General features: G+C 64.7%; 11 protein-coding genes and 1 pseudogene. 8 read left to right on the forward strand and 4 right to left on the reverse strand.

What is annotated here, in order from left to right; genetic code table 11:
- Positions 1-170: 170 nt before the first annotated feature.
- Entirely contained in the window at positions 171-3,071 is a 2,901-nt protein-coding gene (locus ACYU98_RS11875; RefSeq protein ID WP_460468431.1) for a DUF3427 domain-containing protein, read from the forward strand.
- A 177-nt stretch (positions 3,072-3,248) separates the two neighbouring features.
- On the opposite strand, the gene ACYU98_RS11880 is transcribed toward ACYU98_RS11875, so the two are convergent.
- The 3 genes from ACYU98_RS11880 to ACYU98_RS11890 form a co-directional block, all read right to left on the reverse strand.
- Positions 3,249-5,096 (reverse strand): GmrSD restriction endonuclease domain-containing protein, encoded by a 1,848-nt coding sequence (locus tag ACYU98_RS11880; RefSeq protein ID WP_460468432.1) that lies wholly within the window; start codon positions 5,094-5,096, stop codon positions 3,249-3,251.
- Between the two features lie 50 nt (positions 5,097-5,146).
- Positions 5,147-6,055: a hypothetical protein gene (locus ACYU98_RS11885; protein ID WP_460468433.1), complete on the reverse strand. Its 909-nt coding sequence runs from the start codon at positions 6,053-6,055 to the stop codon at positions 5,147-5,149.
- Between the two features lie 411 nt (positions 6,056-6,466).
- Positions 6,467-7,009 carry a hypothetical protein gene (locus ACYU98_RS11890; protein ID WP_460468434.1) on the reverse strand — a complete coding sequence of 181 codons (543 nt, stop codon included), beginning with the start codon at positions 7,007-7,009 and terminating at the stop codon, positions 6,467-6,469.
- Between the two features lie 145 nt (positions 7,010-7,154).
- Between ACYU98_RS11890 and ACYU98_RS11895 the strand changes: the two genes are divergently transcribed.
- From ACYU98_RS11895 to ACYU98_RS11925, 7 genes and pseudogenes are all read left to right on the forward strand, one after another.
- The gene (locus tag ACYU98_RS11895; protein WP_460468435.1) at positions 7,155-9,164 is read left to right on the forward strand and encodes a hypothetical protein; all 2,010 of its coding nucleotides are present in this window, start codon (positions 7,155-7,157) and stop codon (positions 9,162-9,164) included.
- Between the two features lies 1 nt (position 9,165).
- Positions 9,166-10,776: a class I SAM-dependent DNA methyltransferase gene (locus tag ACYU98_RS11900; protein ID WP_460468436.1), complete on the forward strand. Its 1,611-nt coding sequence runs from the start codon at positions 9,166-9,168 to the stop codon at positions 10,774-10,776.
- A 182-nt stretch (positions 10,777-10,958) separates the two neighbouring features.
- On the forward strand, positions 10,959-11,900 hold the full coding sequence (locus tag ACYU98_RS11905) for a restriction endonuclease subunit S (RefSeq protein WP_460468884.1): 942 nt from the start codon (positions 10,959-10,961) through the stop codon (positions 11,898-11,900).
- A gap of 1 nt (position 11,901) precedes the next feature.
- Entirely contained in the window at positions 11,902-15,111 is a 3,210-nt protein-coding gene (locus tag ACYU98_RS11910; protein WP_460468437.1) for a type I restriction endonuclease subunit R, read from the forward strand.
- Positions 15,112-15,342: 231 nt separating this feature from the next.
- A complete protein-coding gene (locus ACYU98_RS11915) occupies positions 15,343-21,768 on the forward strand; it encodes a DUF4011 domain-containing protein (RefSeq protein ID WP_460468438.1) in 6,426 nt (2,141 codons plus the stop codon).
- Between the two features lie 36 nt (positions 21,769-21,804).
- Positions 21,805-22,656, forward strand: a pseudogene (locus tag ACYU98_RS11920) (exonuclease domain-containing protein); the annotation flags it as partial.
- A gap of 147 nt (positions 22,657-22,803) precedes the next feature.
- Positions 22,804-23,577 (forward strand): TerD family protein, encoded by a 774-nt coding sequence (locus tag ACYU98_RS11925; RefSeq protein WP_460468885.1) that lies wholly within the window; start codon positions 22,804-22,806, stop codon positions 23,575-23,577.
- A 24-nt stretch (positions 23,578-23,601) separates the two neighbouring features.
- Here ACYU98_RS11925 and ACYU98_RS11930 read toward each other — a convergent pair whose 3' ends face one another.
- On the reverse strand, positions 23,602-24,129 hold the full coding sequence (locus ACYU98_RS11930; RefSeq protein ID WP_460468439.1) for a hypothetical protein: 528 nt from the start codon (positions 24,127-24,129) through the stop codon (positions 23,602-23,604).
- Between the last annotated feature and the right edge of the window lie 44 nt (positions 24,130-24,173).

Genomic DNA, 24,173 nt, shown 5'->3' on the forward strand with positions numbered 1-24,173 from the left:
GCATGGAACCCGGGCTGTACGAGCGGTTAGTAGATGTCGGGCTGGAACGTGCTCTCGCCGCGCTTGGCGGGGATCTCGTCGCTCATTTCAAAGATGTCGCCGACGCCGACGTTCGACACGTGGTGAGTCGTCACGTCGCGGCGGCTCTGGCTCGACAGATCACGCCTGAGTTGGCCAACGAAATCCTTGCCCGGCTTTCGGACGAGGAAGAAGCCCACCTCCCGGCCGGCCCGGTCAAGCAGCTTGTCGGGATCGAGCGCAAGGTCACGCTCGGAACCATGCGGTCCTACAACACCCGTCCGACGACCCCGCTGTCTGAAGCTGCCCTCCTCACTAATTCCCACGGCGAGCCTTCGCTCGGCGCGGAGCTTCGCGCCGAACTGGTCAGTGCCGACGCCGTTGATCTGTTGTGCGCGTTTGTGATGTGGCCCGGCATCCGCCTCCTCGAGAGCGAGCTGCGTACGCTCCGTGCGCACAATGTGCCGATCCGGGTGATCTGCTCCACCTACACCGGCTGCACTGACCGCCGGACACTCGATCGACTGGTCGATGAGTTTGGTGCGCAGGTCAAGGTGCACTACGAGATTCAGCGCACTCGCCTGCACGCAAAAGCGTGGCTCTTCCGCCGCGATACAGGCTTCCACACGGGTTACGTCGGCTCCTCGAATCTCTCCAGCAGTGCACTCCTGGAAGGGGTGGAATGGAACGTTCGGATCTCGGAGGTGGCAACGCCGACATTGATGCGGAAGTTCGATGCAACCTTCGAGTCGTACTGGAATGACCCGGCATTCGAGACTTATCTGCCCGAGCGCGACGCCGAGCGGCTCGACATGGCGCTCGCCAAAGCTGGCAATCGAGCACCCCTCGACGACTCGATCAGCCTGTCCGGCCTTGCTGTATCGCCCCTACCGCATCAGAAGTTGATCCTCGAACAGCTCGAGGCCGAGCGGGTTGTGCACGACCGGCACCGCAACCTCGTCGTCGCAGCCACCGGCACCGGCAAGACCGTGATCGCTGCGCTGGACTACCTGCGCTTGTGTCATGGCGACACGCGACCCACATTGTTGTTCGTCGCTCACCGGCGGGAGATCCTTGAACAGGCGAGACGAACCTTTCGAGAAGTCCTGAACGACGGTGCATTTGGCGAACTATGGGTCGATGGCAAGCGACCAACTCTCGGCGCGCACATCTTCGCTTCGGTGCAGTCACTCGCGCGATTGAACCTCGAAGATGCCGATCCAGCGGCGTACGACGTTGTCGTGGTTGATGAGTTCCACCACGCCGAAGCGCCGTCGTATCGACGGTTGGTTGAGCTGTTCGAGCCGCAGGAGTTACTCGGCCTGACGGCTACCCCGGAGCGTGCCGACGGGGTCAATGTGGCGGACTTCTTCGGTGGTCGGATCGCGGCCGAACTTCGCCTCTGGGACGCGCTCGAAGCGGATCTCCTCACCCCGTTTCACTACTTCGCAGTTGGCGACACCGTCGACCTGCGGCATGTGAAGTGGGCGCGCGGCAGTTACGACCAGGCCGAATTGGAGAACTTGTACGCATCAAACGAGGCTCGCGCCCGTCATGTTCTGCGCGCTGTGCGGGACAAGGTCGGGGACTTGGCACAGATGAAGGCGATTGGTTTCTGCGTATCGCAGGAGCACGCACGGTTCATGGCCCGCCGGTTCAGCGACGCGGGGGTGCCGTCTGTCGCCGTCATCTCCGGCGCCGAGAGTTTCGATCGAAGCGAGGCCGTACGGCGGCTAGTTCGCGGCGAGGTCAAGGCGATCTTCACGGTCGATATGTTCAACGAAGGCATCGACATCCCTGCGGTGAACACGGTGATTTTCCTGCGGCCGACCAAAAGCGCCACAGTGTTCGTTCAGCAACTCGGTCGAGGTTTGCGTCTCGCGAACAACAAGCCTGTACTCACGGCCCTGGACTTCGTCGGGCACCAGCGTGCTGAATATCGGCTCGATCGCAAGCTGCGAGCCATCGCCAAGCGCATGACCAGAGCTGAGCTCAGGGAGTCTGTGAACCGTGGTTTCGACAGTCCTGGCGGTTCGCAGATCGTGCTCGACGATGTGGCGCGCTCAGCGGTGCTCGAAAACATTCGTGCCGGGATCAGTTCCTCGTGGAAGTCAATGACTGCCGAATTACGGACGTCACCGATCGCCGGCCTGCGGGAATTCCTCGACGACTCAGGGCTCGAGCTGAGCGACATCCTCCGCAACAACAAGTCGTGGACGACGCTGCGACGAGATGCTGGTGCTGACATCCCGCCGCCTGGCCCCCGAGAGCGCCAGTTGGCGAAGCGTGTTCGCGCCCTCGTCCACGTGAATGACCGCCGACGGCACGCTGCCTATAGCGAACTGCTGAGCGACGGATTCGACTGGTTGACGTGTTCGGCTGATGCGCGGCACTTTGCGCCACTGCTAGCGATGTCGCTTTGGCCAGACGGTGGGGGCTTTGTATCTGTCGTAGACGCGATCAAGGCGCTGAGTGCTGAGCCGGCAATTCGGAGCGAACTCATCGAGGTGCTCGACTTAGCCCTGGATCGTGTGCGCTGGACGAGCAGAGTTGAAACCGAGTTCAGTCGGACTGCGCCGACACTGGCGCTACATGGGCGCTACACGCGGGAGGAACTTCTCACCGCCATTGGCTACTCATCGTTTGAACGGCGTAACTTCCCGAAGAATGCGGTCGCTGGTGTCTACCGGGTCGACGAGCGCCGGCTCGATGCGTTGCTTGTCACGACTGTCAAGACTGACTCGGGCTTCTCGCCGACCACGATGTATCGCGACTACGCCATCTCCCCGTCGAGGTTCCACTGGGAGTCGCAATCAACGACCCGCGCGGCTTCGTCGACGGGGCAGCGTTACATCAGTCATGCAGCCTCGGACGACACGATCTTGTTATTCGCCCGCGAACATATAGTCACCGAGTTTGGAAGCGGTGCACCATATGTGTTCCTGGGAACAGCCAAGTATCTCCATCACCAGGGAGAACGGCCGATGGCGGTCACCTGGCAGCTTGACGAGTCGATGCCAGAGGGCGTGTTCGAGTGGGCGCGGACTGTTTAGACGTCAGCGCGATGTAGTGGGTCAGATTGCGGAAGCCGACGGCGCACCGCGCCAACCGGAGCCCGTGAAATCACCGGGCTAGTCTTGCCCGAACCGGGCGACGGGGTCCAGAGGCGCGGGCGTGCCGTCTTCTGACGACAAGTGGCGCCACAGTAAGCCGCATGGGCGCCGCATGGGTCAGTCCGACTCGTCGGGAAGCTCCTCGATCTCGGTCGTCTCGAACTGCGAAGAGTCCTCCCCTGCCTCCCCGCGCTCAACATCGCGAGGTACGGCCTTGCCCATGGCTTGCTCCACTAGAAGACAAAGCGCTTCGCGGCGGGCGTTGAAAAAGCCCGTGAAGTCGTCCGCTCGGAGCCGGTCGGCCGCAACCAGATGGGCATCGAGCAGTCCGTCGAGCTGGTCTGGCGGGATCTGTGCCTTGCGCTCGATCACCTTGAGGTAACTGGACGGAGCATCTCCGCCGATGGTCCTGTTCGTCACCGCAGAGATCGCCGTCTTGTTAACGATGCTTTCGCGTCGCTCGTCGTCGATGTCATGGTCTCGACACCACTTCTGCGGAAATATGTGATGTATGTCAACGGCAAGGTTGACGTACTGAACCTTGTCGAGTGCCTTGTCCTCCATCCAGTCTCGCGCCTGATTTCCCAACAGAAGCGCGTACACACCTTTGTACGCAGCCGCTAGACGTGTGCGCAACGAGTGCAGCCGAGATTCCACAAACGTGGCGTCATTCACGGTGTTCGGTGTCTGGGCGCCGTCCTCGTTGACGGCCCAACTCGGTACCTGCTCAAGATCTCGGACGAAGCGAGTCTCGATGGCTCCGCCGTAAAGCTCGCCGAGGATGCCACACCAGAACCACCGCACAAGCTGTGCACGAGGGCCGCGTAGATCGGCGCTCGAACCCATGACTACACGAATCGCCGCCAAAGGCACCAATTGCTTCGGGTAGGGAAGGAACCTGGTGTCGAAGATGTGGAGATCAGCGAGGAAATCGGAAACCCACAGGAACGCTTTGCGGACGGGGTCGACCCACTCCAGGTAGTCCTTGAGGCCCAGCTTGAGAACGTCCTCTCGCTTCGCGCTCACCGCCGGAGGGCGTGGCCCGGTGCTCGCCTGATTACGCTTGAGGGTGGTCAGAAGGGTGACCGCTTGGAGGAAGTCAGTGCTCTCGAGGCCGGTAAGCACAGGGTGATCGACGAACAGCGCCTGGGTCTCTTTCCAGTCGTCGTTCAGACGGAAGTCAGTTCCGTGTTCGTCGAAGTACGACTTGTCGCCGGCGAAGGTCGCTGTGAGCAGCTCGAAGACGTTGAGTGCGAGGCCGCCGGTATTCACCTTCTCGAAAACGGTTGCCACCGCGGCTTTGCTAGTCGCTCTGTCGAGTTCGATCGCCGGAATGTTGTAGCTCGTAGCCGGCCCGATCACCTGAGCATGAAACTGACCCGCCCTGTCCGTGTCCGCCAACGCGAATAGCCAGGTGACAGCGTCAGCGCCGCCGAGCAGCAGGCGGAACGGAAACAGGTTCGCTTCGCGCTCTCGTTCGGGCGTCGACACATCCCTGACGATGTCCTTCCCGAAGTTGCTTCGCTCGACGCCGTCACCGGGGAGGGACAAGACGGCCTCGTCCATGCGGTCCTCGCCCTGCAGCGCGAGGTCCATGTCGATGTAGTAACGGCGGGAGAGACGCTTTCCTCTGCTGTCCATCGTCTCCACGACGCCGTCACCAGTGAGTGCCTGCGTCAAGGACGTCAGGCGCTGCTGTCCGTCAAGAAGTAAGGAGTCGACCTCCAGCCCTGGTTCCGGGGTGGTCCCTTCGACTGGCCTTGGCTTGAATCGAATCTGATCGTTGCCGGTTTTCAAGAGCATCACCACGCCCAGCGGGTGTCCGCGAAGGATGGTGACCAGCAGTTGCCGGATCCGTTCGTCCTCCCATTTGTATCCGCGCTGAAAATCAGGGAGCTGGACGCGACCGCTCGTGGTCCATTTCAGGTAATCGCTCAGTTCGTACAACGGCGTCTGAAATCCCACGTGGTCTCCGATCCATGAGCAGGGCGGGTTGGCACTTGCAGCTTCGCACGTCAGCCCAGGTTTGCGGGTTCTCGGGACGACCGCGTGCGAAGGGCGGAGACCGTCGCCGACAGTCTGCGACCTAGAGCCCCGTTGGCCGTCACCATCTGGGGCGCCGAACCGCTGAGACCGCGCGTGTCGGTAATGAGCTCAGGCCGGGGAGCGACCGCACCGCTCCATCGTTCGAAACACATCGCGAATACTCGACATCGCCACCGAAGGGAGTTGATCGTTGGTTCACTCCCGCCGACTGCGGCCAACGTCATCAGGTCAACGCGCAACTCGGAGAGAATGATCAGCACGGCAACTCCCTCATCAGATCTCCCGATCAGCGTCGACCAGTCGCGCATCCCGGCGAGAATGCGCCTGATCGACTGGTCAACGAGATCCGCCTGCCACGAGGGCGGCTCGTCGGTCGATGACGTGGGCTGCAACCGCGGGTCCCGCTCTGTTTCAACAAGGTCCGGATGACTTCGGATCCACCTCAAAGGCTTCCCGCTGTGTCTCCAGCTCGTCCAATGGTCTGGCGCGAGGCGCTCGGGCGGGTCAGCCGCCGTTGCGAGAGCTAGGGCGACCTCGACGTCCACGAGATGGTCGACAAGTCCGCCCAGCCCTGCTCCCGACAGACTCAGAGCAAGCTTCTCCTGCTGTTTGCGTTCCTGGGTCTCGTACGCCAAGAAGACAACGCCCACGAGCAGGAGCGACGACACGACAGCGGCCAGTACGGAGTGGGCTGCCCAGAACCGATTTCCGGAGTAAGGGAAGTCGCTCAGCACCATGGTGACCAGACCGACAGCGCACGCGAGCGCGCCGACGCGGGTTGTACGCGGGGACAGGCGTTCCTGTCTGACCGCTCCGGTAACTCCTGCTGCCGCTGTGAGGCCGGCGACGACTACGAGAGCCATGAGGATGTGACGCATGCGAGTCCTTCGTTTGGGCGATACGGCCTCCGGCGGATTGTGGACTGCATTCTGCGCGATGCCAGATCTGGAGGGCCCGCCACACTCAACAACGAAATGACGCTGGCGGGGACGGATTGAAGGATTGTGACGCCCAGTGAGCGCGAACGCGCTTCCTCCCGACGCCGGGAGTTCAAGCCACCTCGTCAAGCCTTCGACGTCAGGTGCCACTGCTTGCAATGCAGGCACTTGTAGCTACGACACTCTTGGCGACCGCAGCGCCGCCCCTCTTCCTCCGCGCGGAGCCGGGAGACGACTGCCCTCCAGAGCGCAGGGATCGTCGCCGAATGGTCCGGGAAACAGACCTTCTTCGTCACCGGGCAGCGCCGATGAGGGGCGTACTCCTTGCGTCTATTGGGCCGCATCGTCAGCTCACCGCTTCGTCCAGGTGTTGCAGCCGCTGGACTCGAAGTACTTGTCGGTGGCCTTGATCGTCACCACCGACTGACCGGAACTGTTGTTGTTGTCGATGATGTCGTCGAAGCCGTCGGGTCCGCTCATCCGCGCCCAGTAGCAGTTGCCGCTGTCCGGGGTGGTGGACACGTAGCGGCCGGGCTGCACGTCGACTCCGACCTGGAAGGTCCCGTCACCCGGGATGGTGCCGCCCGATGCCGGGTCGCTGGACTCCGTCGTGCTCGGCGCCGGCGCGGTCTCGGTGACGGTGACTGTCTCGGCCGCAGCAGCCTCACCGGTCTCGGTTACGGTCGACCCCGGTGCGGTCATCGTGACCGTCGACGCCGCGCCGGTGCTGCCGGCGGTCGGGGACCCGTTGCTGGAGCCGGCCCCGGCTGCGATGCCGAGGACGAATGCGCCGAGGGCGGTTCCGCCGTACGTGAGCCACGGCTTTCGCTTCTTGGCCGGTTTCGGGGACGGTTGGGTCAGATACGAGGGCTGCTGCGGGTTGAAGCTGGTCATGATTGCCTCCAGGTCGGCACCCCCGACTGGGGTGCGATGGAACGACCCTTGCGCGACCGATGCTTAGGTGCGATGCGGGAGGCTGATAAGGGTCCTTATCGAAAGTGCCCGACCATCGACAGGATCGCTGCTTTAGTCTCTGAACATGACCACATGCCAGGTGCCCCGTGAGGCGCTCCGTCTGTCGCTCGGCGATGTTGCCCGCGCGGCGCATGTGCAGCGTCCGGTGGTCAGCATGTGGCGATCCCGTTGCGCGAGCGGCCCTACTCCGTTTCCGCCTCCGCTGCAGGATGACCGAGACGAGCGTGTGTGGAGCGTCGTCGATGTGGCCAACTGGTTCCAGGCGTACGAACGGCACTCCGGCAGGTTGCCCGGCAACAATCCGTCCGTCGTTGATGACCTGCCTGCGTTTGCGAGGCTCGACCTGTCCGCGACGGATGGCGTGGCGATGCCGATTCTGGAAGCGCTGCTCACGCTGTCGGCCATCACCGGCGAAGGTCTGGCCGACCTGACGGCTGCCGAACTGCTGCACCTGGCGTTCGAACTGGACCCGGGCGACGAGTATCTGCGTGCCGAGCTGAGCGACGTTCCGATCGAGCCACGGCTGCTCGCACTGTGTGACGAACTCGCCAATGCGGCGTACTCTGGATCGGCTGCTCTGGAAGCACTCGCCGCCGATGCGGAGCGCCGCACCGGCACCGGATTCGCAGCTGAACTCCTTGAGCTGTGGGCCGAGGGTGTCATAGCTGTCGGGCGGACGATCAGCGACGAGCAACTGAGCCTGGTGCTGCTCGATGCCGGGGTGGTCACGGTCGGCTTGGCCGTGGCGCGGCGCGACCCGTTGGTAGGGCTGACCCTGATCAGTTCCGGTGATGCGCTGTCGCGCAGCGCGATCCGCCGGCTGAAGGCTGCCGGTGTGGAGACCGAGATCGTGACCGCTGCGGGTGGGCTGTCCGTCTCCGGAGCGGCCGTGATCGTCGGCGACGTCCACGACCTCCCTGTGCGAGCCGCGCTCGACGCCATCGACGATGTGGTTCTCCGCCTCGACAGCAGCCAGCTGGCGCTGCTGATCGGGGACGCGGCTGCGCTCGCCAAGCCGCTCGCCGACGCCAGTGACGTGAAGCTGCGGGACAGCTGGCTGCGATCCGGGCAGCTGCGGATGGTCGCCAAGCTTCCGGCCGGCGTGCTGCGACACCACCACAGCGCACGCCTGTCCTTTGGCCTGTTCGGCCCCAGTCCGGTCGGGATTCCCTCGCGTAACCTAGCCGTGGTGACCGCCGACCTCGGCGACCAAAAGCTGGCCGACCTGCGCGCGGACGACGTAGTCACCGATTTGGTGGTGGCGACCAGCGCTCACCGGTTGGGCCGCGAGCACGTGCTGCGCACAGCACGACTGGTGTCGGTGCCGGCACTGCTTGCGGCCAACGGCGATCTCACCCGGCGAACGGTGGCCGATGCCGATGCTGATCCGTCGCGTGGCGTCGATCGGTCGATCGCCTTGCGGGCCGAGGAGCTTCGGGCGACTCTTGGCCGTGTCGGCGAAGGCTGGCAGGTCGTCGGCGGCGCCCGCCAGAAGGCGATCCGGGCGTGCACCGTCGACCACGCTATCGGTGAGGGATGGCTGCGCTTGCTCCCCGGCCAGCGGCTGCGCGACGAGCATCTGGCCACCGACGGAAGGGGTGTTCGAGTCATCGGTGTCGATCAGGTCCGCTTCGGCACGACGCCGCGAACCATCGACCGGGTCGAGCTTGAATGGCGCTATGCCGGCAGCCGGACGACCGAGCCCGGAGATGTCATCTTCTCCGCGACTGCAGGCGCGATGGTCGACGATTCGGGCGACGCGGTCGTGCAGACGCCGCTGCGCGTCCTGCGGATCACTGAGGAGGGACGGGCGGTGGGGCTCAGTCCGCAAGCGATCGCGTTCGACCTTGCCCGCCAGTCGGCACCCGCGCGGGATGTACGACTGTTGCGCATCCGTCCGCTTCCGCCGGACCAGCCCGCCGAGCTCGAGGCGACCGCCGCCAGGATCGCCGCTCGCAGAACCGAATTGGCAGCAGAACTGGCTCAACTCGAGCAATTGGAACGTACGTTGGTGGAGTCGGTGGCATCCGGCTACGCCCGCATCGAAATCACCACACCCAACACGAAGGACTGACGTGCCCCCGAAGAAGAAGGTCGACGCCGCGCCGTCGACGATGAAGGAACTGAAGGCGACGCTGTGGAAGGCAGCCGACAAGCTGCGCGGGTCGATGGACGCCTCGCAGTACAAGGACGTCGTGCTCGGACTGATCTTCTTAAAGTACGTCTCCGACGCGTTCGTTGAACGCCGTGCGCAGATCGTTGACGACCTCACCAAGGATGGGTGGAGCGGCGAGCAGATCGCGCAGGTCGTCGACGACGTCGAGGAATACCGCGGCAGCGGGGTCTTCTTCGTCCCGCCGACCGCCCGCTGGGACCACCTCGCTGCGCACGCGAAGGGGTACGACGACCCACGCCTGGGTCGGCGGGTGTCGATCGGTGAGCTGGTCGACGATGCGATGCAGATGATCGAGGGCTCCAACCCCAGTCTGCGCGGCACCTTGCCGAAGACGTTCAAGAGTGAGGTCGTCGACCAGCGCCGGCTCGGCGAGCTGCTCGATGTCTTGAATTCCGCCCGATTTTCCGGTCACGGGGTGACGAAGGCGCGCGACCTGCTGGGCGAGGTCTACGAATATTTCCTCGCCGAGTTCGCTCGCTCCGAGGGCAAGCGTGGCGGTGAGTTCTACACGCCGGCCGGTGTGGTCCAGGTGCTGGTGCAGGTGTTGGAGCCCCACAGGGGTCGCGTCTACGACCCGTGCTGCGGGTCAGGTGGGATGTTCGTCCAGTCCGAGCGCTTCCTGACCGCGCACGGTGAGGAGGCGTCGGACCTGTCGGTGTACGGCCAGGAGAACAACGAACGCACCTGGCGGATGGCAAAGATGAACCTAGCGATCCACGGCATCGACACCGGCGGCCTTGGAGCGAAGTGGGAGGACACGTTCGCGCGCGACATCCACCCCACCCTCAAGGCCGACTTCGTGATGGCAAATCCGCCGTTCAACATCAAGGACTGGGCCCGCAACGAACAGGACAGCCGGTGGACCTACGGTGTGCCGCCGAAGAACAACGCGAACTACGCCTGGGTGCAACACATCCTGAGCCACTTGAGCAGCGACGGTCGCGCAGGCGTCGTGATGGCGAATGGCTCACTGTCCAGCAACACCGGTGGGGAGGGACAGATCCGGGCGGCGATGGTCGAGGACGACGTCGTCGACTGCATCGTGGCGCTGCCCACCCAGCTGTTCCGCAGCACCGGTATCCCGGTCTGCGTGTGGTTCTTCGCGCGCAACAAAGCCGCCGGCACCGGCAACCCGGTCGACCGGGCCGGGCAGGTGCTGTTCATCGACGCCCGCGAACTCGGTCACATGGTCGACCGTGCGGAGCGTGCGCTATCCGATGCCGACATTGCCCGCATCGCAGAGACCTACCACGCGTGGCGCGGCACATCTTCGCCCGCGAGCGAGTACGTCGACGTGCCGGGCTTCTGCCGATCCGCGTCGCTCGCGGAGATCAAGGAAGGTGGTTACGCACTGACACCGGGCCGGTACGTCGGGGCGGCCGAGGTGAAGGACGACGGGGAGCCGGTCGAGGAGAAGGTCGCACGGTTGACGGAGGAATTGCTCGCGGCGATGGACGAGTCCGCTCGGTTAGATTCTGTGGTACGGGCGCAATTGGGGCGATTGGTATGAGGCGCATTGCGCTTGGTGATGCACTAGAAGTTCTTATCGATCACCGTGGAAAGACGCCTAAGAAGCTGGGGGCTGACTTTGTCGCCGCCGGGGTCCCAGTTGCGTCCGCGCTTCTGGTTTCTGACGGGGTCCTCCATCTGGATGATGCGCGGTGTGTTACCAGTGAACTCCATCGCAGGTGGATGCGCGTACCTACAAGGCGTGGCGACGTCCTGCTTACCAGTGAGGCTCCGTTGGGTCGAGTAGCCCGCGTCCCGAGTGACGACCCCCTGGTGCTGGGGCAACGACTCTTCGGGCTACGTGGTCGAACTGGGATCCTGGACAACGGATACCTGTTCTACGCTCTCCAGTCGGCAGAAGCTCAGGCTTCCTTGGCCGGTCACGCGACTGGCACCACGGTCGTGGGTATCCGCCAGTCGGCCCTACGGTCGGTGAACCTCGTGCTCCCAAGCTATGACAGTCAGCAGAAGATTGCGGAGGTGCTGGGGGCGCTCGACGACAAGATCTCCGCGAACCGCCAGGTCCTCAGTAGAGCAGCGAGCCTCGCGGAAGGCCACTTCCTACGGTCAGTCGTGGGGGGCAAGGCTGCCCGCGTGGGCGACGTCATGGCATTTCACTACGGCAAGTCTCTCCCGGCGAATACGCGTTCTACAGGAACGGTGCCCGTTTACGGGAGTGGTGGTGTCGTCGGTACTCACAACGTTGCTCTGGTCGATGCGCCAGGCGTGATTGTGGGCCGAAAGGGATCGGTCGGTGTCGTGCACTGGTCAGATAGTCCGCACTTCCCGATAGACACCACGTTCTTCGTGGCACCTATCGAAGGTCACGTTCCGACGGAGTTCTGTTATTTCGCTCTGCGGGCGATCGATTTTGCTTCCATGAACTCCGATTCTGCGGTACCAGGTCTGAACAGAACTGAGGCGATGGCTCAGCCGATCACAGTTCCAGGACCCGATTCTCTAGTGGCGTTTACCCAGGCGGTCAGGCCGTTGTTCTCGCTGCGTAAGGCGCTGCATGGCGAGAACAAGTCGCTTGTCGCGACCCGGGATGCGCTGCTGCCGTTGTTGATGTCGGGCAGACTGACGGTCAAAGGCGCGGAGGAACGCGCGGGGGAGGTGCTTTGAGGTGTCGGCGCGTGACGGCAGCGAGGCCCAGTGGGAGGAACTGGTGCTGGAGCACCTGGCCGAGATCGGCTGGGAGCCCGGCACTGGAGCGAGCGTGGCCCCGGGCTCCGGACAGCGACAGTCGTGGCACGACCTCGTCCTGACCGGCGCGTTCCTTGACGCGTTGCGACGTCTGAACCCGCAGGTCCCGGCCCGGTACCTCGAGCAGACTGCGGCAGACATCCTCGCCGCCCGATCCAACGACGCGCTGGCGGAGAATCACCGCCTCCACCGGATCCTGGTCGACGGCTGGACCGGCACGACGTACGTCGATCACGAAGGCCAGCAGCAGACGCCCACCATCCGTCTGATCAGCACCAACGAGGTCGAGAACACCTGGCAGGCGATCAACCAGGTCACTCTGCGCGACCGGGAACACGAACGCCGCTTCGACGTGGTGCTCTATTGCAACGGCCTTCCGGTCAGCATCCTTGAGCTGAAGCGTGCCGGTGCAGCGAAAGCCACGGTGCAGGCGGCCCATCAGCAGCTGTTGACCTATGTCGCAGAGTTCCCAACGGCGTTCGCCTCGGTCTGTTTCGTGGTGGCCAGCGACGGGATCCACGCTCGCTACGGAACGCCGTTCACGCCGTACCACCACTTCGCGGCCTGGAACGTCGACGACGACGGCCGCCCGGTGGCGCTCGGTGACCCGGACGCGGACGGCGACGCGCTGACTGGGCTCGACGTTCTGCTCGACGGCGTCTACAACCCCGAGCGATTCCTGCAGCTACTGCGCAACTTCACCGCGTTCGACGAGGGCGACGAGGGCGTCGCGAAGCGGATCGCCAAACCCCACCAGTACTTCGCGGTGACCAAGGCCGTGGGAACCACCATCGACGCTGTCCGCGGCGACGGTCGCGCTGGAGTGGTCTGGCATACCCAGGGATCAGGTAAGTCGATGGAGATGGAGCTCTACGCGGCGGCGATCATGCGTCGTCCGGAACTGCACAACCCGACGGTGATCGTGCTGACCGACCGGACAGAGCTCGACGACCAGCTGTTCAGCGCATTCGACATGAGCACGTTGTTGCCGGAGAAGCCGCAACGGGTCGACACCCGTGACCAGCTGCGCACCGAACTCGCGCAGCGAACGACCGGCGGTATCTACTTCACGACGTTGCAGAAGTTCGGCCTGTCCAAGCAGGAGCGGGACGCCAAGCAGCGCCACCCGCTGCTTTCGGAGCGCCGCAACATCGTGGTCTTGGCCGACGAGGCCCACCGCAGCCACTACGACCAGCTCGATGGTTACGCGCGCCACCTGAAGGACGCACTGCCCAATGCCACGCTGATCGCCTTCACCGGAACGCCGGTCGCCACCAAGGACCGCAATACTCGCGCGGTCTTCGGCGACCACATCGACGTGTACGACCTCAACCGTGCCGTCGAGGACGGTGCCACGGTGCCGGTGGTCTTCGAGCCGCGGTTGATCGAGGTCAAGCGAGCCGACGGGTTGACCGACGACTCGATCGACGAGGTCGTCGACGAGGCGACCCGCGGTCTCGACGACGTCGAACGGCGCAAGGTCGAGCAGTCGGTCGCGGTGATCAATGCGATCTACGGAGCGCCCGAGCGAGTGCATACGTTGGTGACCGACCTCGTCCGCCACTGGGAAAGTCGGCGAGCGACGATGGCACCCTTCATCGGTGGGCCGGGCAAGGCGATGATCGTCTGCGCGACCCGAAAGATCTGCGCGCAGGTCTACGACGAGATCGTGTCCCTGCGCCCTGACTGGCACGACGATGCCCTCGACAAGGGGCGGATCAAGGTCGTCTACTCCGGAGAGCCGAGCGAGCCGGATCCGCTGATCCGCAAGCACATTCGTCGCTCTGGGGAGCAGAAGACCATTAAACAGCGGTTCAAGGATCCCGCCGACGACCTCGAGCTGGTGATCGTCAAGGACATGATGCTTACGGGCTACGACTCGCCTCCGCTGCACACCCTCTACCTGGATCGGCCGATCAAGGGCGCGTTGCTGATGCAGACGCTGGCTCGGGTCAATCGCACCTTCCGGGAGAAGCCAGACGGACTGCTCGTCGCGTACGCGCCGGTGATGGAGAACCTCAACGACGCCCTCGCCGAGTTCACCCACGCCGGCGACAACTATCAGCGTGACGCTGTCGGCCGCACGGCGCAGGAGATGCTGGACGTCTTGATCGACCGGCTGGCCGAGCTGGACACCCTCACCGGCCCGACGAACTGGCGAGTGGTCCACGGTTCCGACCCGAAGACCGGGTGGATCAAGGCCACACTCGCGGTAGCCAACTTCCTGCGCGACCCGGCGACCGAAGGCAATCAGTCCGAAAACCCTGGCGAACGGCCGGTGGCAGAGCGATTCCGTGGGCTGGCGCACCAGATGGCCCGGGCGTACGCGCTGTGCGCCCAACTCTCTGACGCCGAGAAGCGCTTGGTCGACATCCGCTTCTACAACGAGGTGCGGGTCTGGCTGGCGAAGATCGATGCTGAGGAACGCGAAGCCCGTGGCGAAGTGGTGCCTGAAGACGTCGCGATGCTGCTCGCCCAAGTCGTCGACGACGCCACTGTGACCGGTGATGTCTACGACATCTTTGAGCGCGCCGGGATGGAGCAGCAGTCGATCCACCAACTCAGCAAGGAAGCGCTCGCCCACCTGCAGGAGGAGAGCCCCCACGTTCTGATCGACAAGTTGCGCGCCCAGCTGCTCAGCGATGTTCGGCGGTCAGCGGGTAACAGCTTGGTGGCGCAGCGAGCATTTAGTGAGCGCCTCACCGACCTGATGAACCGCTACACCAACCAGCAGCTCACCGCCGCTGAGGTGATCGCAGAGTTGATCAAGATGTCCAAGGATGTTGCGGCGCACGAGGACCGGGCTGAGCAGTTCTCGCCGCCGCTGGATTGGAAGGAACTCGCGTTCTATGACGCGGTGAGTGAGAACGACTCAGCTGTGGAACTGATGGGCGACGACGTTCTCGCCGTAATCGCGCGGGAGTTGGTGACCATCATGCGCCGGGATACCCGGATGGACTGGACGGTGCGCGACGACGTACGGGCGAAGCTGCGGGCTTCCATCAAGCGTTTGCTGATCAAGCACGGTTACCCGCCGGACAAGCAGCCCGAGGCGATCCGGACCGTCATTGAGCAGATGGAGGCGCTGGCGCCGGGATTCGCTGAGGAGCGACGGGCCGCGACTGTTTAGTGGCCCTCTACGGCAGTCCGCACGGATGTTGCACGAGGCGCCTACGTGTACTTCCACTCCCAAGTGACCGAACACTCCAGCAACTGAGGGAGTGCGTCCGACGGGCTCGCTCATCCCTGTCCGTGACGTCTGCTTACATAGCAACCTGACTACAGAGTTGCAAGAACAAGGGGGGGCGCGTCAGTGAACGAACTGGCACCGGTAGAGGTCGTCTGGCGAGCAGCTCGATCGATGGCGTCCGCCGTCCACGATTTCGTCGAGCAGCATCCCCCGGCGGAAGGCGACTGGCCCGTTCACTACCAGCAGCAGGACGTCCGGGACGGGAAGCGGCCGCGCGACTACACCCTCGACGATCCCCGGTTCGTTCTCCTCCTTTTCGTCAGGGATTGGCGGGCGTTCGGTGGTCGGATCGACCCCATCAAGAGCGGGTGGGCGCGGGAAGCGCGCGAGACGCTGAACCTTGCAGCGCACAACCCCGCGGCTGTCGATCGGGCCGCCGCCCGCCGCTGCGTCGAGAACTTGCAGTTCCTCGTCGCCGCGCTCTCGCCGGGAACCGAGTCGGAGTTCAACGTGCTACGCCAGCAACTCGATGAGCCCATCAGCCCGGAGGACGCCGCGGATCTCGATGCCGTCGAGCGTGACCCGTTCGAACGCGACGACATCGAGGAGAACGTCGAACGCAACGAGGAGGCCGGTCTTGCCGAGGTCGACGGCGTGCACAGCATCCCGAGTGCTGGTATCCACCGTCTGCGGTTGACGTCTGGCGGCGTCACCGTCACCGTCGACCACTACGCCGCGATCAACTACGTACTCGCGAACCAGGGCATCTCACCCATCCTGGATCTGACGGCCGAGAACGACACCGACGACCCTGTCACGGTCGACGCGGTCGCCCTGGAAATCGACGGGTTCAGTGACGACGCCGGAGCAACGCTCACGTCGTGGGATCTCCAACCGGGCAGGAACCACGCCGACCTCACCGTCCTCCGTTGGCAGCTGGACCATCAGGCCTTCGCGGAACTGGAGGAAGCTCGATCTGCCCAGATCCGGTTGACGGTCACCAGCAACGGGCGGTCGACGACCACCACGGGACCAGTGCGGTTGTTGGCCCGCGACGAGTGGCTCGCCGAACCCCATCCGGAACTGCTGTCGGCGTTCATCGCACCCAACCAGCCGGAGATCTCGGACCTGCTCGGCGAAGCGTCCTCCCTGCTGCAGCGTGAGACCGGAGACCCGTCGCTGGTCGGCTACCAGCAGGACGAGGACCGCGTCGTCGAGACGGCGCACGCCATCTACAGGGCCATTGCCGCCCGGGGCATCCGCTACGTCGAGGCACCGCCGTCCTTCGAGACAACCGGTCAGAAGGTGAGGCGCCCGGAGGACGTTCTGAATCAGCGGTGGGGGAACTGCCTCGACCTCAGCATTCTTTACGCGGCTGCCCTCGAGGCCGCCGGCATCAATCCTGTCGTGGTGATCTGCCACGGCCACGCGTTCGCCGGCTTCCTCACCCAAGACCTCAAACTTCAGGAGCTCGCTCTCCGGTCCCCGGAGATCATGCAGAACCTGGCACGCAGTGGCCTGTTGGTGCCGGTCGAACTGACGACCACAGTGGAGGGGTCATCGAGTTCGTTCGCGGATGCGCGCCGAGCGACCGAGCAGTACTGGGACCAGGACCTCGACGAGATCACGGCATTGATCGACGTGGCCGCGTGCCACCGACGTATCCAACCGATGCCCAGGGTTCGGCGCGACGGAGACGCCGTCATCATCGAGGTCCAGCGACCGGCTGCGATGGCCCTTCCGACCGAGGCCCACTCAGCCGGTCGGTCCGAATCCGTCAGCGCCGCCGATGCTCGACCACCGCGGGTGGAGGCATGGCGGAAGTCGTTGCTCGATCTGTCCTTCCGAAATCCGTTGCTGAAATTGGGCGCACGCTCGGGCGAGCAGTTGCACATTCCGGAGTCGGCATTCGACGACTTCGAGGACCGGCTCGCCGACGGCAAGCCGATCCGGCTGGCTGCCGGACTGGAACTGGACCCGGCGGCCCACAACGGGCAGGACGACATTCGCCGCATCGACGGCGGACTCGTACGGGAAATGCTTCTCCGGGAGAACGTCGCTCACGTCGCCAAGACGGACCCGGCACTGCTCCGCTCGCTGGACGCTCTGCGACGCAAGGCAAAGACCGTCCAGGAAGAATCCGGCAGCAACAATCTCTTCATCACGCTCGGGGCGTTGAAGTGGCGGGACGCGCGGGGGAAAGAGGCTCTCGCGCCGTTGTTCCTCATGCCCGTGCGACTCGAAGGTCATCTGGAGAAGCGGTACCGCGTCGTGCGCTCCGGCGACGAGGTGGCTCTTCCGAACGCCTGCCTCATCGAGAAGCTGCGGCGCGATCACGGCATTGAGATCCCTGAACTTGCCAACCCACCTCGGGACGATCACGGTATCGACACGCGTCGCGTCCTGATGGCAGTGCGTCGCGAGATGTCGGTCCGAGGACTTCCATTCACGGTTGAGACCCACGTTCGCCTCGCCGTGCTGCAGTTCTCGACGCTGGAGATGTGGCGTGACGTCTCGGACAACTGGGAGAAGCTCACTGAGAACCCCGTCGTTCGTCATCTCGTGCACACGCCCCGCGACACCTTCGTGGACAAGGTGGCGGACCCGGAGATCGACGACTTCACCGAAGCGGAGGAACATCTTCCGATCGCCAGTGACGGTGCGCAGCTGAAGGCGATCCGCTGGGCTCGCGAGGGCAAGACATTCGTCTTGGAGGGACCCCCGGGAACGGGGAAATCCCAGACCATCACGAACATGATCGCGAACGCTCTGGCCAACGGAAAGAGCGTGCTCTTCGTGGCGGAGAAGCAGGCCGCTCTTGAGGTGGTGCGGAGGCGGCTCGACGCTGCCGGCCTCGGCGCGTCAACCCTCGATCTTCACGGCAAGGATCTGACCGTCAGGAAGGTCAGGGCGCAGATCGAAGCCGCTTGGAATCACGCCGTCGGCCCGCAGGACCAGTACGACATGCGACGCGCAGACATCAGGCGTCACGTCAGCGACCTGGTGCATTACCGCGACCAGGTGCACGGGCCCGGCCCGGCGCAGGTGTCGCTCTGGCGAGCTCACGACCGTGTGTTGCAGAACGAAGGCGCCGCGGTGCGTATCGCCGTACCACGCCAGTACGTACGTGGTGAGCAGCCGCTCGACAGCGCCCTGTCCGTCGTCCGAGAGGTTCAGCGTGCCGCCCGCGAGCTGAGCACCTCGCTCGTCGACAGTCCCTGGAGTCTGGCCGGCGGATGGGCGGACGACAACAGGAACACGCATCGTCTCGAGCGGTCCGTCGAGGAGCTGCAAGCGGCTCTGCGGGCCCTGTCGCCCGACGCACGCACGCTGCTGGATGACATGGCGGATCCCGAGACATGGTCGGCCGCCGTCCCCATGCTGCGCCAGATGCGGGCGAACCCGACCGTCCGTACGGAGCGTGCGCGCACAGACGCCAAGGGGTGGGCAGCCGAGTTGCGAGGGTTGGCCACCGAGATCGACCAGTTCGCCGTCCGTCACGGTGCGCTGCTGGAGCGAGTCAGTCCTGCCGCTCAGTTCGCAGACGTGCGCAACCTACGCGACAACCTGCGGACGGCGCAGGCCGCGGGGATGTTAAAGCGCAAGCGTCTTGTGGCTTCTGCCCTGGCAGAGGTCCAGGCCCTTGTTCCCGGCGTTCCCGTCGACGAGACGGTCGTACCTCGGATTCTGGGGGACATCGAGTATCTGCAGCGGGAGTCGTTCGCGCTGCGTGATCGCGTCAGACGCGCTCTCCCGGGCTGGGTGAGCCCGGACGTCCTGAGCGCTGCTGCGGTTGGTCGTCGGGTGGCCGGTGACCTGGACGGCTGGCGGCAGACGCGCGAGGCTTTCGGCGCCACCGATGTTCTCGACGCGTACGTCGCGAAGGTCGCCCGGGAGGAGGTGGACCCCTTCGCAGACGCCGGTGCCATCGAGGCGGTTGCAGAAGCGTGGAAGCAACTGCGGCAAGCCTTCGGTGTCACTGCTGCATCGCAGCGGCGGTGGCTGCGCGGACGCACTGTCGTTCAGGCGATCGAGCAGTCGGTCCCGACCTGGTGCGACAACGTGGCCTCGGGTCTGATGGGTGAATACCGACGAACCCGGGACATGGAGACTGCTCTCCGCAACCTCCGCGCAGCCGGCTTCGACGAGCTCGCTGCCGAGCTGGAACAGGGCGAGCATCGGGACGACGACCTCCACGCATCCGTACGTTCGAGTCTTGCCCTCGCGGTCCAGGAGGAGCGAGTCGACGCAACCGGGTTGGCGCGGTTCTCGGCGGAAGAGCGACGCCGCTCCATCGACGCACTCGACGCCAGCGCGAGCGCAATGCGCGGGGAAGCCGTGAAGGCTCTCCCGTCGTTGGTCCGGCAGCGCAACGGGGTCGACCGCGAGTCGCGAACAAACGAACTCGCCGCCCTTCGCAGTGAGTACCAACGCAAGTCCGGTGGGTCGATTCGCGAACTTGTCGGCTTGCACGGTGAGGCATTGCAGCGAGTGACGCCGTGCTTCCTGATGAGCCCGACATCGGTGGCGCGATATCTGCCGGTCGGGGCTCTCACCTTCGACCTGGTGATCTTCGACGAGGCGTCCCAGATCCGCGTGGCAGACGCCATCGGCGCACTCGGCCGGGCGAGAGCGGCTGTTGTTGTCGGCGACTCCCAACAGATGCCACCGACGTCGATGTTCGCCACCGCCTCGACCGAGGAGGAGAGCGACGTCCTTGCCGACGGCCTGGCGGCACCCGTCGATCAGGACTCCATTCTTCAGGAGTGCGTGGATTCCAACATCCGCAGCCTCGGACTCACCTGGCATTACCGCAGCCAGGACGAATCGTTGATCGCCTTCTCGAACCGCGCGTACTACAAGGACGAGCTTGCGAGTTTCCCGATGCCACCGGCCCAGCGTGTCGGTTACGGGGTCGAGTTCCAGCGTCTCAACGGCACCTTCGAGGGCGGGGCCGGTGCCAGTCGTACCAACCGCGTTGAAGCGGAGGCTGTGGTCGCTGAGGTGGAGCGCCGGCTGCTGGCAGATCCAAGGGCGTCGATCGGTGTGGTCACCTTCAACATTCAGCAGCGCGATGTGATCCTCGACCTGCTGGAGGCGAAGGCAGGGGTGGTCCGTGAGGCGATGATCCGCTCCGATGACGCAATCTTCGTCAAGAACCTGGAGAACGTACAGGGGGACGAGCGGGACGTGATCTTGTTCTCGCTGGCATATGCCCCGAACCCTGACACCGGCAGGCTGAACCTGAATTTCGGTCCGCTGACGGCCGACGGGGGCGAGCGTCGGCTCAATGTCGCGATCACCCGCGCTCGCCGTTCGATCAAGGTCTTCGCTTCGTTCGACCCCGAGCACATCGATCTGTCGCGTTCCCGGTCACGAGGTCTGAGAGACCTCCGCGACTACCTGCTGTTCGCACGAGGAGAGCGCCCCGAAAGCGAACACAGCGTGGCGGGCTCGCTCGCCGAGCTGCACCGATCGAGCATCGCGAGCGCGTTGCGGGTCGCGGGGCTCGAGGTTCGCGAGTTGGTCGGTCTCAGCGGCTTCAAGGTCGACCTCGCCGCGCGTGTCCCGGACTCGGAACAGTGGGTGGGCGTGCTGCTTGACGGCGAGGACTGGGCGCGAAGGGCCACTGCGACCGATCGCGACGTGTTGCCCGCCGCCGTCCTTTCCGGACCAATGGGCTGGCCCGCGATCGAAAGAATCTGGCTCCCCGAGTGGATGCTCTCGGCGCATGAGGCAGTGGAACGGGTCCGAACTGCTGCACATCGCATAGCTGCCCAAGTGGTGACCACCGCCGCGGTCGAGTCGCCTGGCGCATTCACTGAGATGGAGCAGACGGAGAATCCGGCTCCTGCCCCCACCCTGCGGGACGGTGGACCCGACGTGTTGTCCGCCGACCTGATGGGCGGTGGCGCGACCGCTCCGCTGGATGGGCCGGGCGCGGATGGGGTCGAGCCGGTCTTGCAGCGCCGCTCACCCATCTCTGCTCCGGCCGCAACAAGCCCTTCGTCGAGCAAAATCCTCCATGCCAAGAGCATTGAGCGACGGCCGTTCCGGTCCGCTGTGTCCGAGCGCGTCGTTATGGACGGAGCACTGGACCGTTTGAACGACCCGTCGATCAGAGCGATCGTGCAGCACGAACTGGAGGATGTAGTCGCGACGGAGGGTCCGATCGAGTCCCAGCGACTGGTCGGCATCACTGCACGCCGGTTCGGTCTGATGAAAGCGCATCGACCGCGCTGGGAAGCGCTGATGGCGATGATCCCGCCGGAGCGGCAGACACGCGAAGGTGAGTCCACCTTCGTCTGGGGGGTGGCCCAGGACCCCGGGACGTACGAGCTGGTCCGGTCCTCCGCACAAAGCGGGCGCGACATCACGGAGATCAGCACCCCAGAACTTCGGAACGCCGTGCGGTTCGTGCTGCGAAGTGGTCCGCAGAAGCGCACATGGGTGCGTCAGCTCGTCTGCGACACCTTCGGTTATCGCCGTCAGGGAAGTCGGATCACGGCGCGCCTGGACGAGGTGATCGACGGGCTGATGGTGGAGGGTTTGATCACCCAAGAGGGCGTCGACCTGCGGTTGCCCGCGGAATCGTGAGCCGTGCAGCACGTTCACCGGAGCTGAGGTGGCCCCATGCTGCCCGTTGACGTCGCGCACCAGTACGACCGTCCGTACGCACTCGTCGATGTCGAGACGACGGGACTGCGCGCTGATCAAGACCGAGTTCTGCAGGTCGCAGTTGCGTTGATGGAGCCGAACGGCGTTGTGACAGAGCAGTGGTCGTCCCTCATCGATCCCGGTCGCGACCCCGGGCCGGTGCACATTCACGGCATAACCCGGGACCGATTGCGGGGCGCTCCGCACTACGCGGATGTTGCGCCGACCATTCACGCCATGCTCAGCCGTCGGGTGGTGGTCGCTCACAACGCGCGGTTCGACTGGGACTTCCTCGCCCACGAGGCGTCGCGCCTGGATCAGCGGTTGCCGACCGATACGCGCTTGTGCACCTATCAGCTCTCACAACGCCTCGATCTACCCGTAGCTGACTTCAAGCTCGCGAGCCTGTGTCGGTATTGGGGCATCAGACAACTGCGACCTCATGACGCTCAGGACGATGTGCGTGCCCTCGTAGAGCTCACCCGGCACTCACTCGTGCTGGCGCACAGATTGGGCATGCCCTTGCCGTACGCGCGGCCTCGGCCAGTTGACGGATATCCGGCGCGGGCTCCGCGTACACCGTGCCCGTGGCGGTACGCGGGTCGTCATACTCCGGGAACCTCGCTGCGGCAGGGGATGACCGTTGTCTTCACCGGTCGGACGGTACGGGACCGTTCGATACTCATCGACGCCGCGACCAGGTGCGGGCTCGACGTGATGAACTCGGTCAGCTCGCGAACGAGCGTGTTGGTGTCGAACGGCGAAAACGGCACTCGGAAGGCAGCGCTTGCCCTGAAACACGGCACCAGTCTGATGGTCGAGCAGGAATTCCTCGAGCTGCTCGATTCGGTTGCTGCGGGTGTTCCCCGATCCGAGAAACCACCAGTCGCTCTCGTGACGCCGGCACCGCCACCCGCCCCCTGCGTACCTGATCGAGTCCCACGCCCGGCGTCCGGGAGGTTCTCCAGGCGGCGGGTGATCATCCTTGGCGGCTCCCACGACGATGCAGCCGACGTCCGAGCCCGAGTGCAGGATCTCGGGGGATCTTGCGCGGTGAACCTGACGTTGACCGTCACCGACTACGTCGCCCTGCGCGGCGCCGAATCCGACCTCCGGTGGGCTCGGGTGATCGAGCGTGGACTGACCGAACTGGACCCGGCGCAACTGGAACCTGTGGCAGCGAGATCGGGCACTTCCGCCGTTGCCGCTGTCGAAGCGATGGAGACAATCGCCCTACCCAGGGGTGGCGTCACTGATCTGGTCACGACGGATGTCACGGTGACGGCAGCCTGGGTCGACCAGTCGGGTGTCGGCGACATCGACGTGGTCGCCTTCGTCGTCGATGCCAGTGCGTCGGTGGGATCAGACGAGGACTTCTGTTTCTACAACCAACCCACCCATCCCAGCGGTGTCGTCGACCTGGACCTCGCCACCGCGGATCAGGCGTCGATGGCGGTGACCGCCGCACAGCTGCCAGCAGATCACCGAATCGTCCTCGCTGCGTCGATCGACGGATCCGGCACCTTCGGTGCACTCGGACCCATCGAGCTCAGTGTTCGGTCGCGGGAGGGGGCGCCGCTCGTACGGGCAACGCTTGACGCAGCGGCTGACGAAACCAGTTTGATACTTGCAGAACTGTATTGGCGCAACGGGTCACTGCGATTTCGCGCTGTCGGGCAGGGGTTCAAGCGGCGCCTGGCGGCCTTGGCGGTCGGGTACGGCGTCGACATCGAGGAAACTCCGGAGTAGCTCTCGCTCGTTCACTGCGTCAGGTCACCGCGCAGTCTGTTCGGCCACCTTCATCCGCCGCTGCAGCCGTGTTGTCTCGCCCGCGCAGTATGCGACCAGCTGGGTCAAGGGAGCATCCGGCCGCCACGCGGTCGCGACGCCAGACAGCTCGGTGACGGCCCGCACGCACTGTTCGAGGTCGCCCGCCCGTAACCACTGCTGGGCGTGGACGACAACCAGGCTTGCCTTCTGCAGCGACTCATCGGATGCGCCGGTCGGACGTGCCGTACGGAACCGTCGTCGTTCCGCGTCGATCCCCGCGGCCGTACGGTTCAGCGCTGCGGTCAGTTGGTGGCGGCGACGTTCGATCCGGCGCGCATTGACGAGCGCGACCACGCCCAGCACGATCCCGGGCACGACGACCGCCGAGATCGTCACGCGCAGGGCGGCTGTCGCGAAGTCGCCGGTGACGACGGTCGTGACCAAGCCGGCGAGCACCACGCCACCGAACAGGACCCAGAAGAGGATCCGCCCCCACAACGGCCAGGGTTCGGGTTGCTTGCGTGCGGTCATGGTGCGCCAAGAGTGCCGGACGAACGCACCTGTGTGGGTGGTAC

It is taken from the genome of Calidifontibacter terrae, from assembly GCF_054778835.1.

What these genes read in the sequence shown, in the direction of transcription:
- ACYU98_RS11905 (WP_460468884.1), top strand. Translation starts at nt 10,959, where the DNA reads ATGCGCGTACCTACAAGGCGTGGCGACGTCCTGCTTACCAGTGAGGCT.
- ACYU98_RS11890 (WP_460468434.1), bottom strand. Translation starts at nt 7,009, where the DNA reads ATGACCAGCTTCAACCCGCAGCAGCCCTCGTATCTGACCCAACCGTCC.
- ACYU98_RS11895 (WP_460468435.1), top strand. Translation starts at nt 7,155, where the DNA reads ATGACCACATGCCAGGTGCCCCGTGAGGCGCTCCGTCTGTCGCTCGGC.
- ACYU98_RS11930 (WP_460468439.1), bottom strand. Translation starts at nt 24,129, where the DNA reads ATGACCGCACGCAAGCAACCCGAACCCTGGCCGTTGTGGGGGCGGATC.
- ACYU98_RS11885 (WP_460468433.1), bottom strand. Translation starts at nt 6,055, where the DNA reads ATGCGTCACATCCTCATGGCTCTCGTAGTCGTCGCCGGCCTCACAGCG.
- ACYU98_RS11915 (WP_460468438.1), top strand. Translation starts at nt 15,343, where the DNA reads ATGGCGTCCGCCGTCCACGATTTCGTCGAGCAGCATCCCCCGGCGGAA.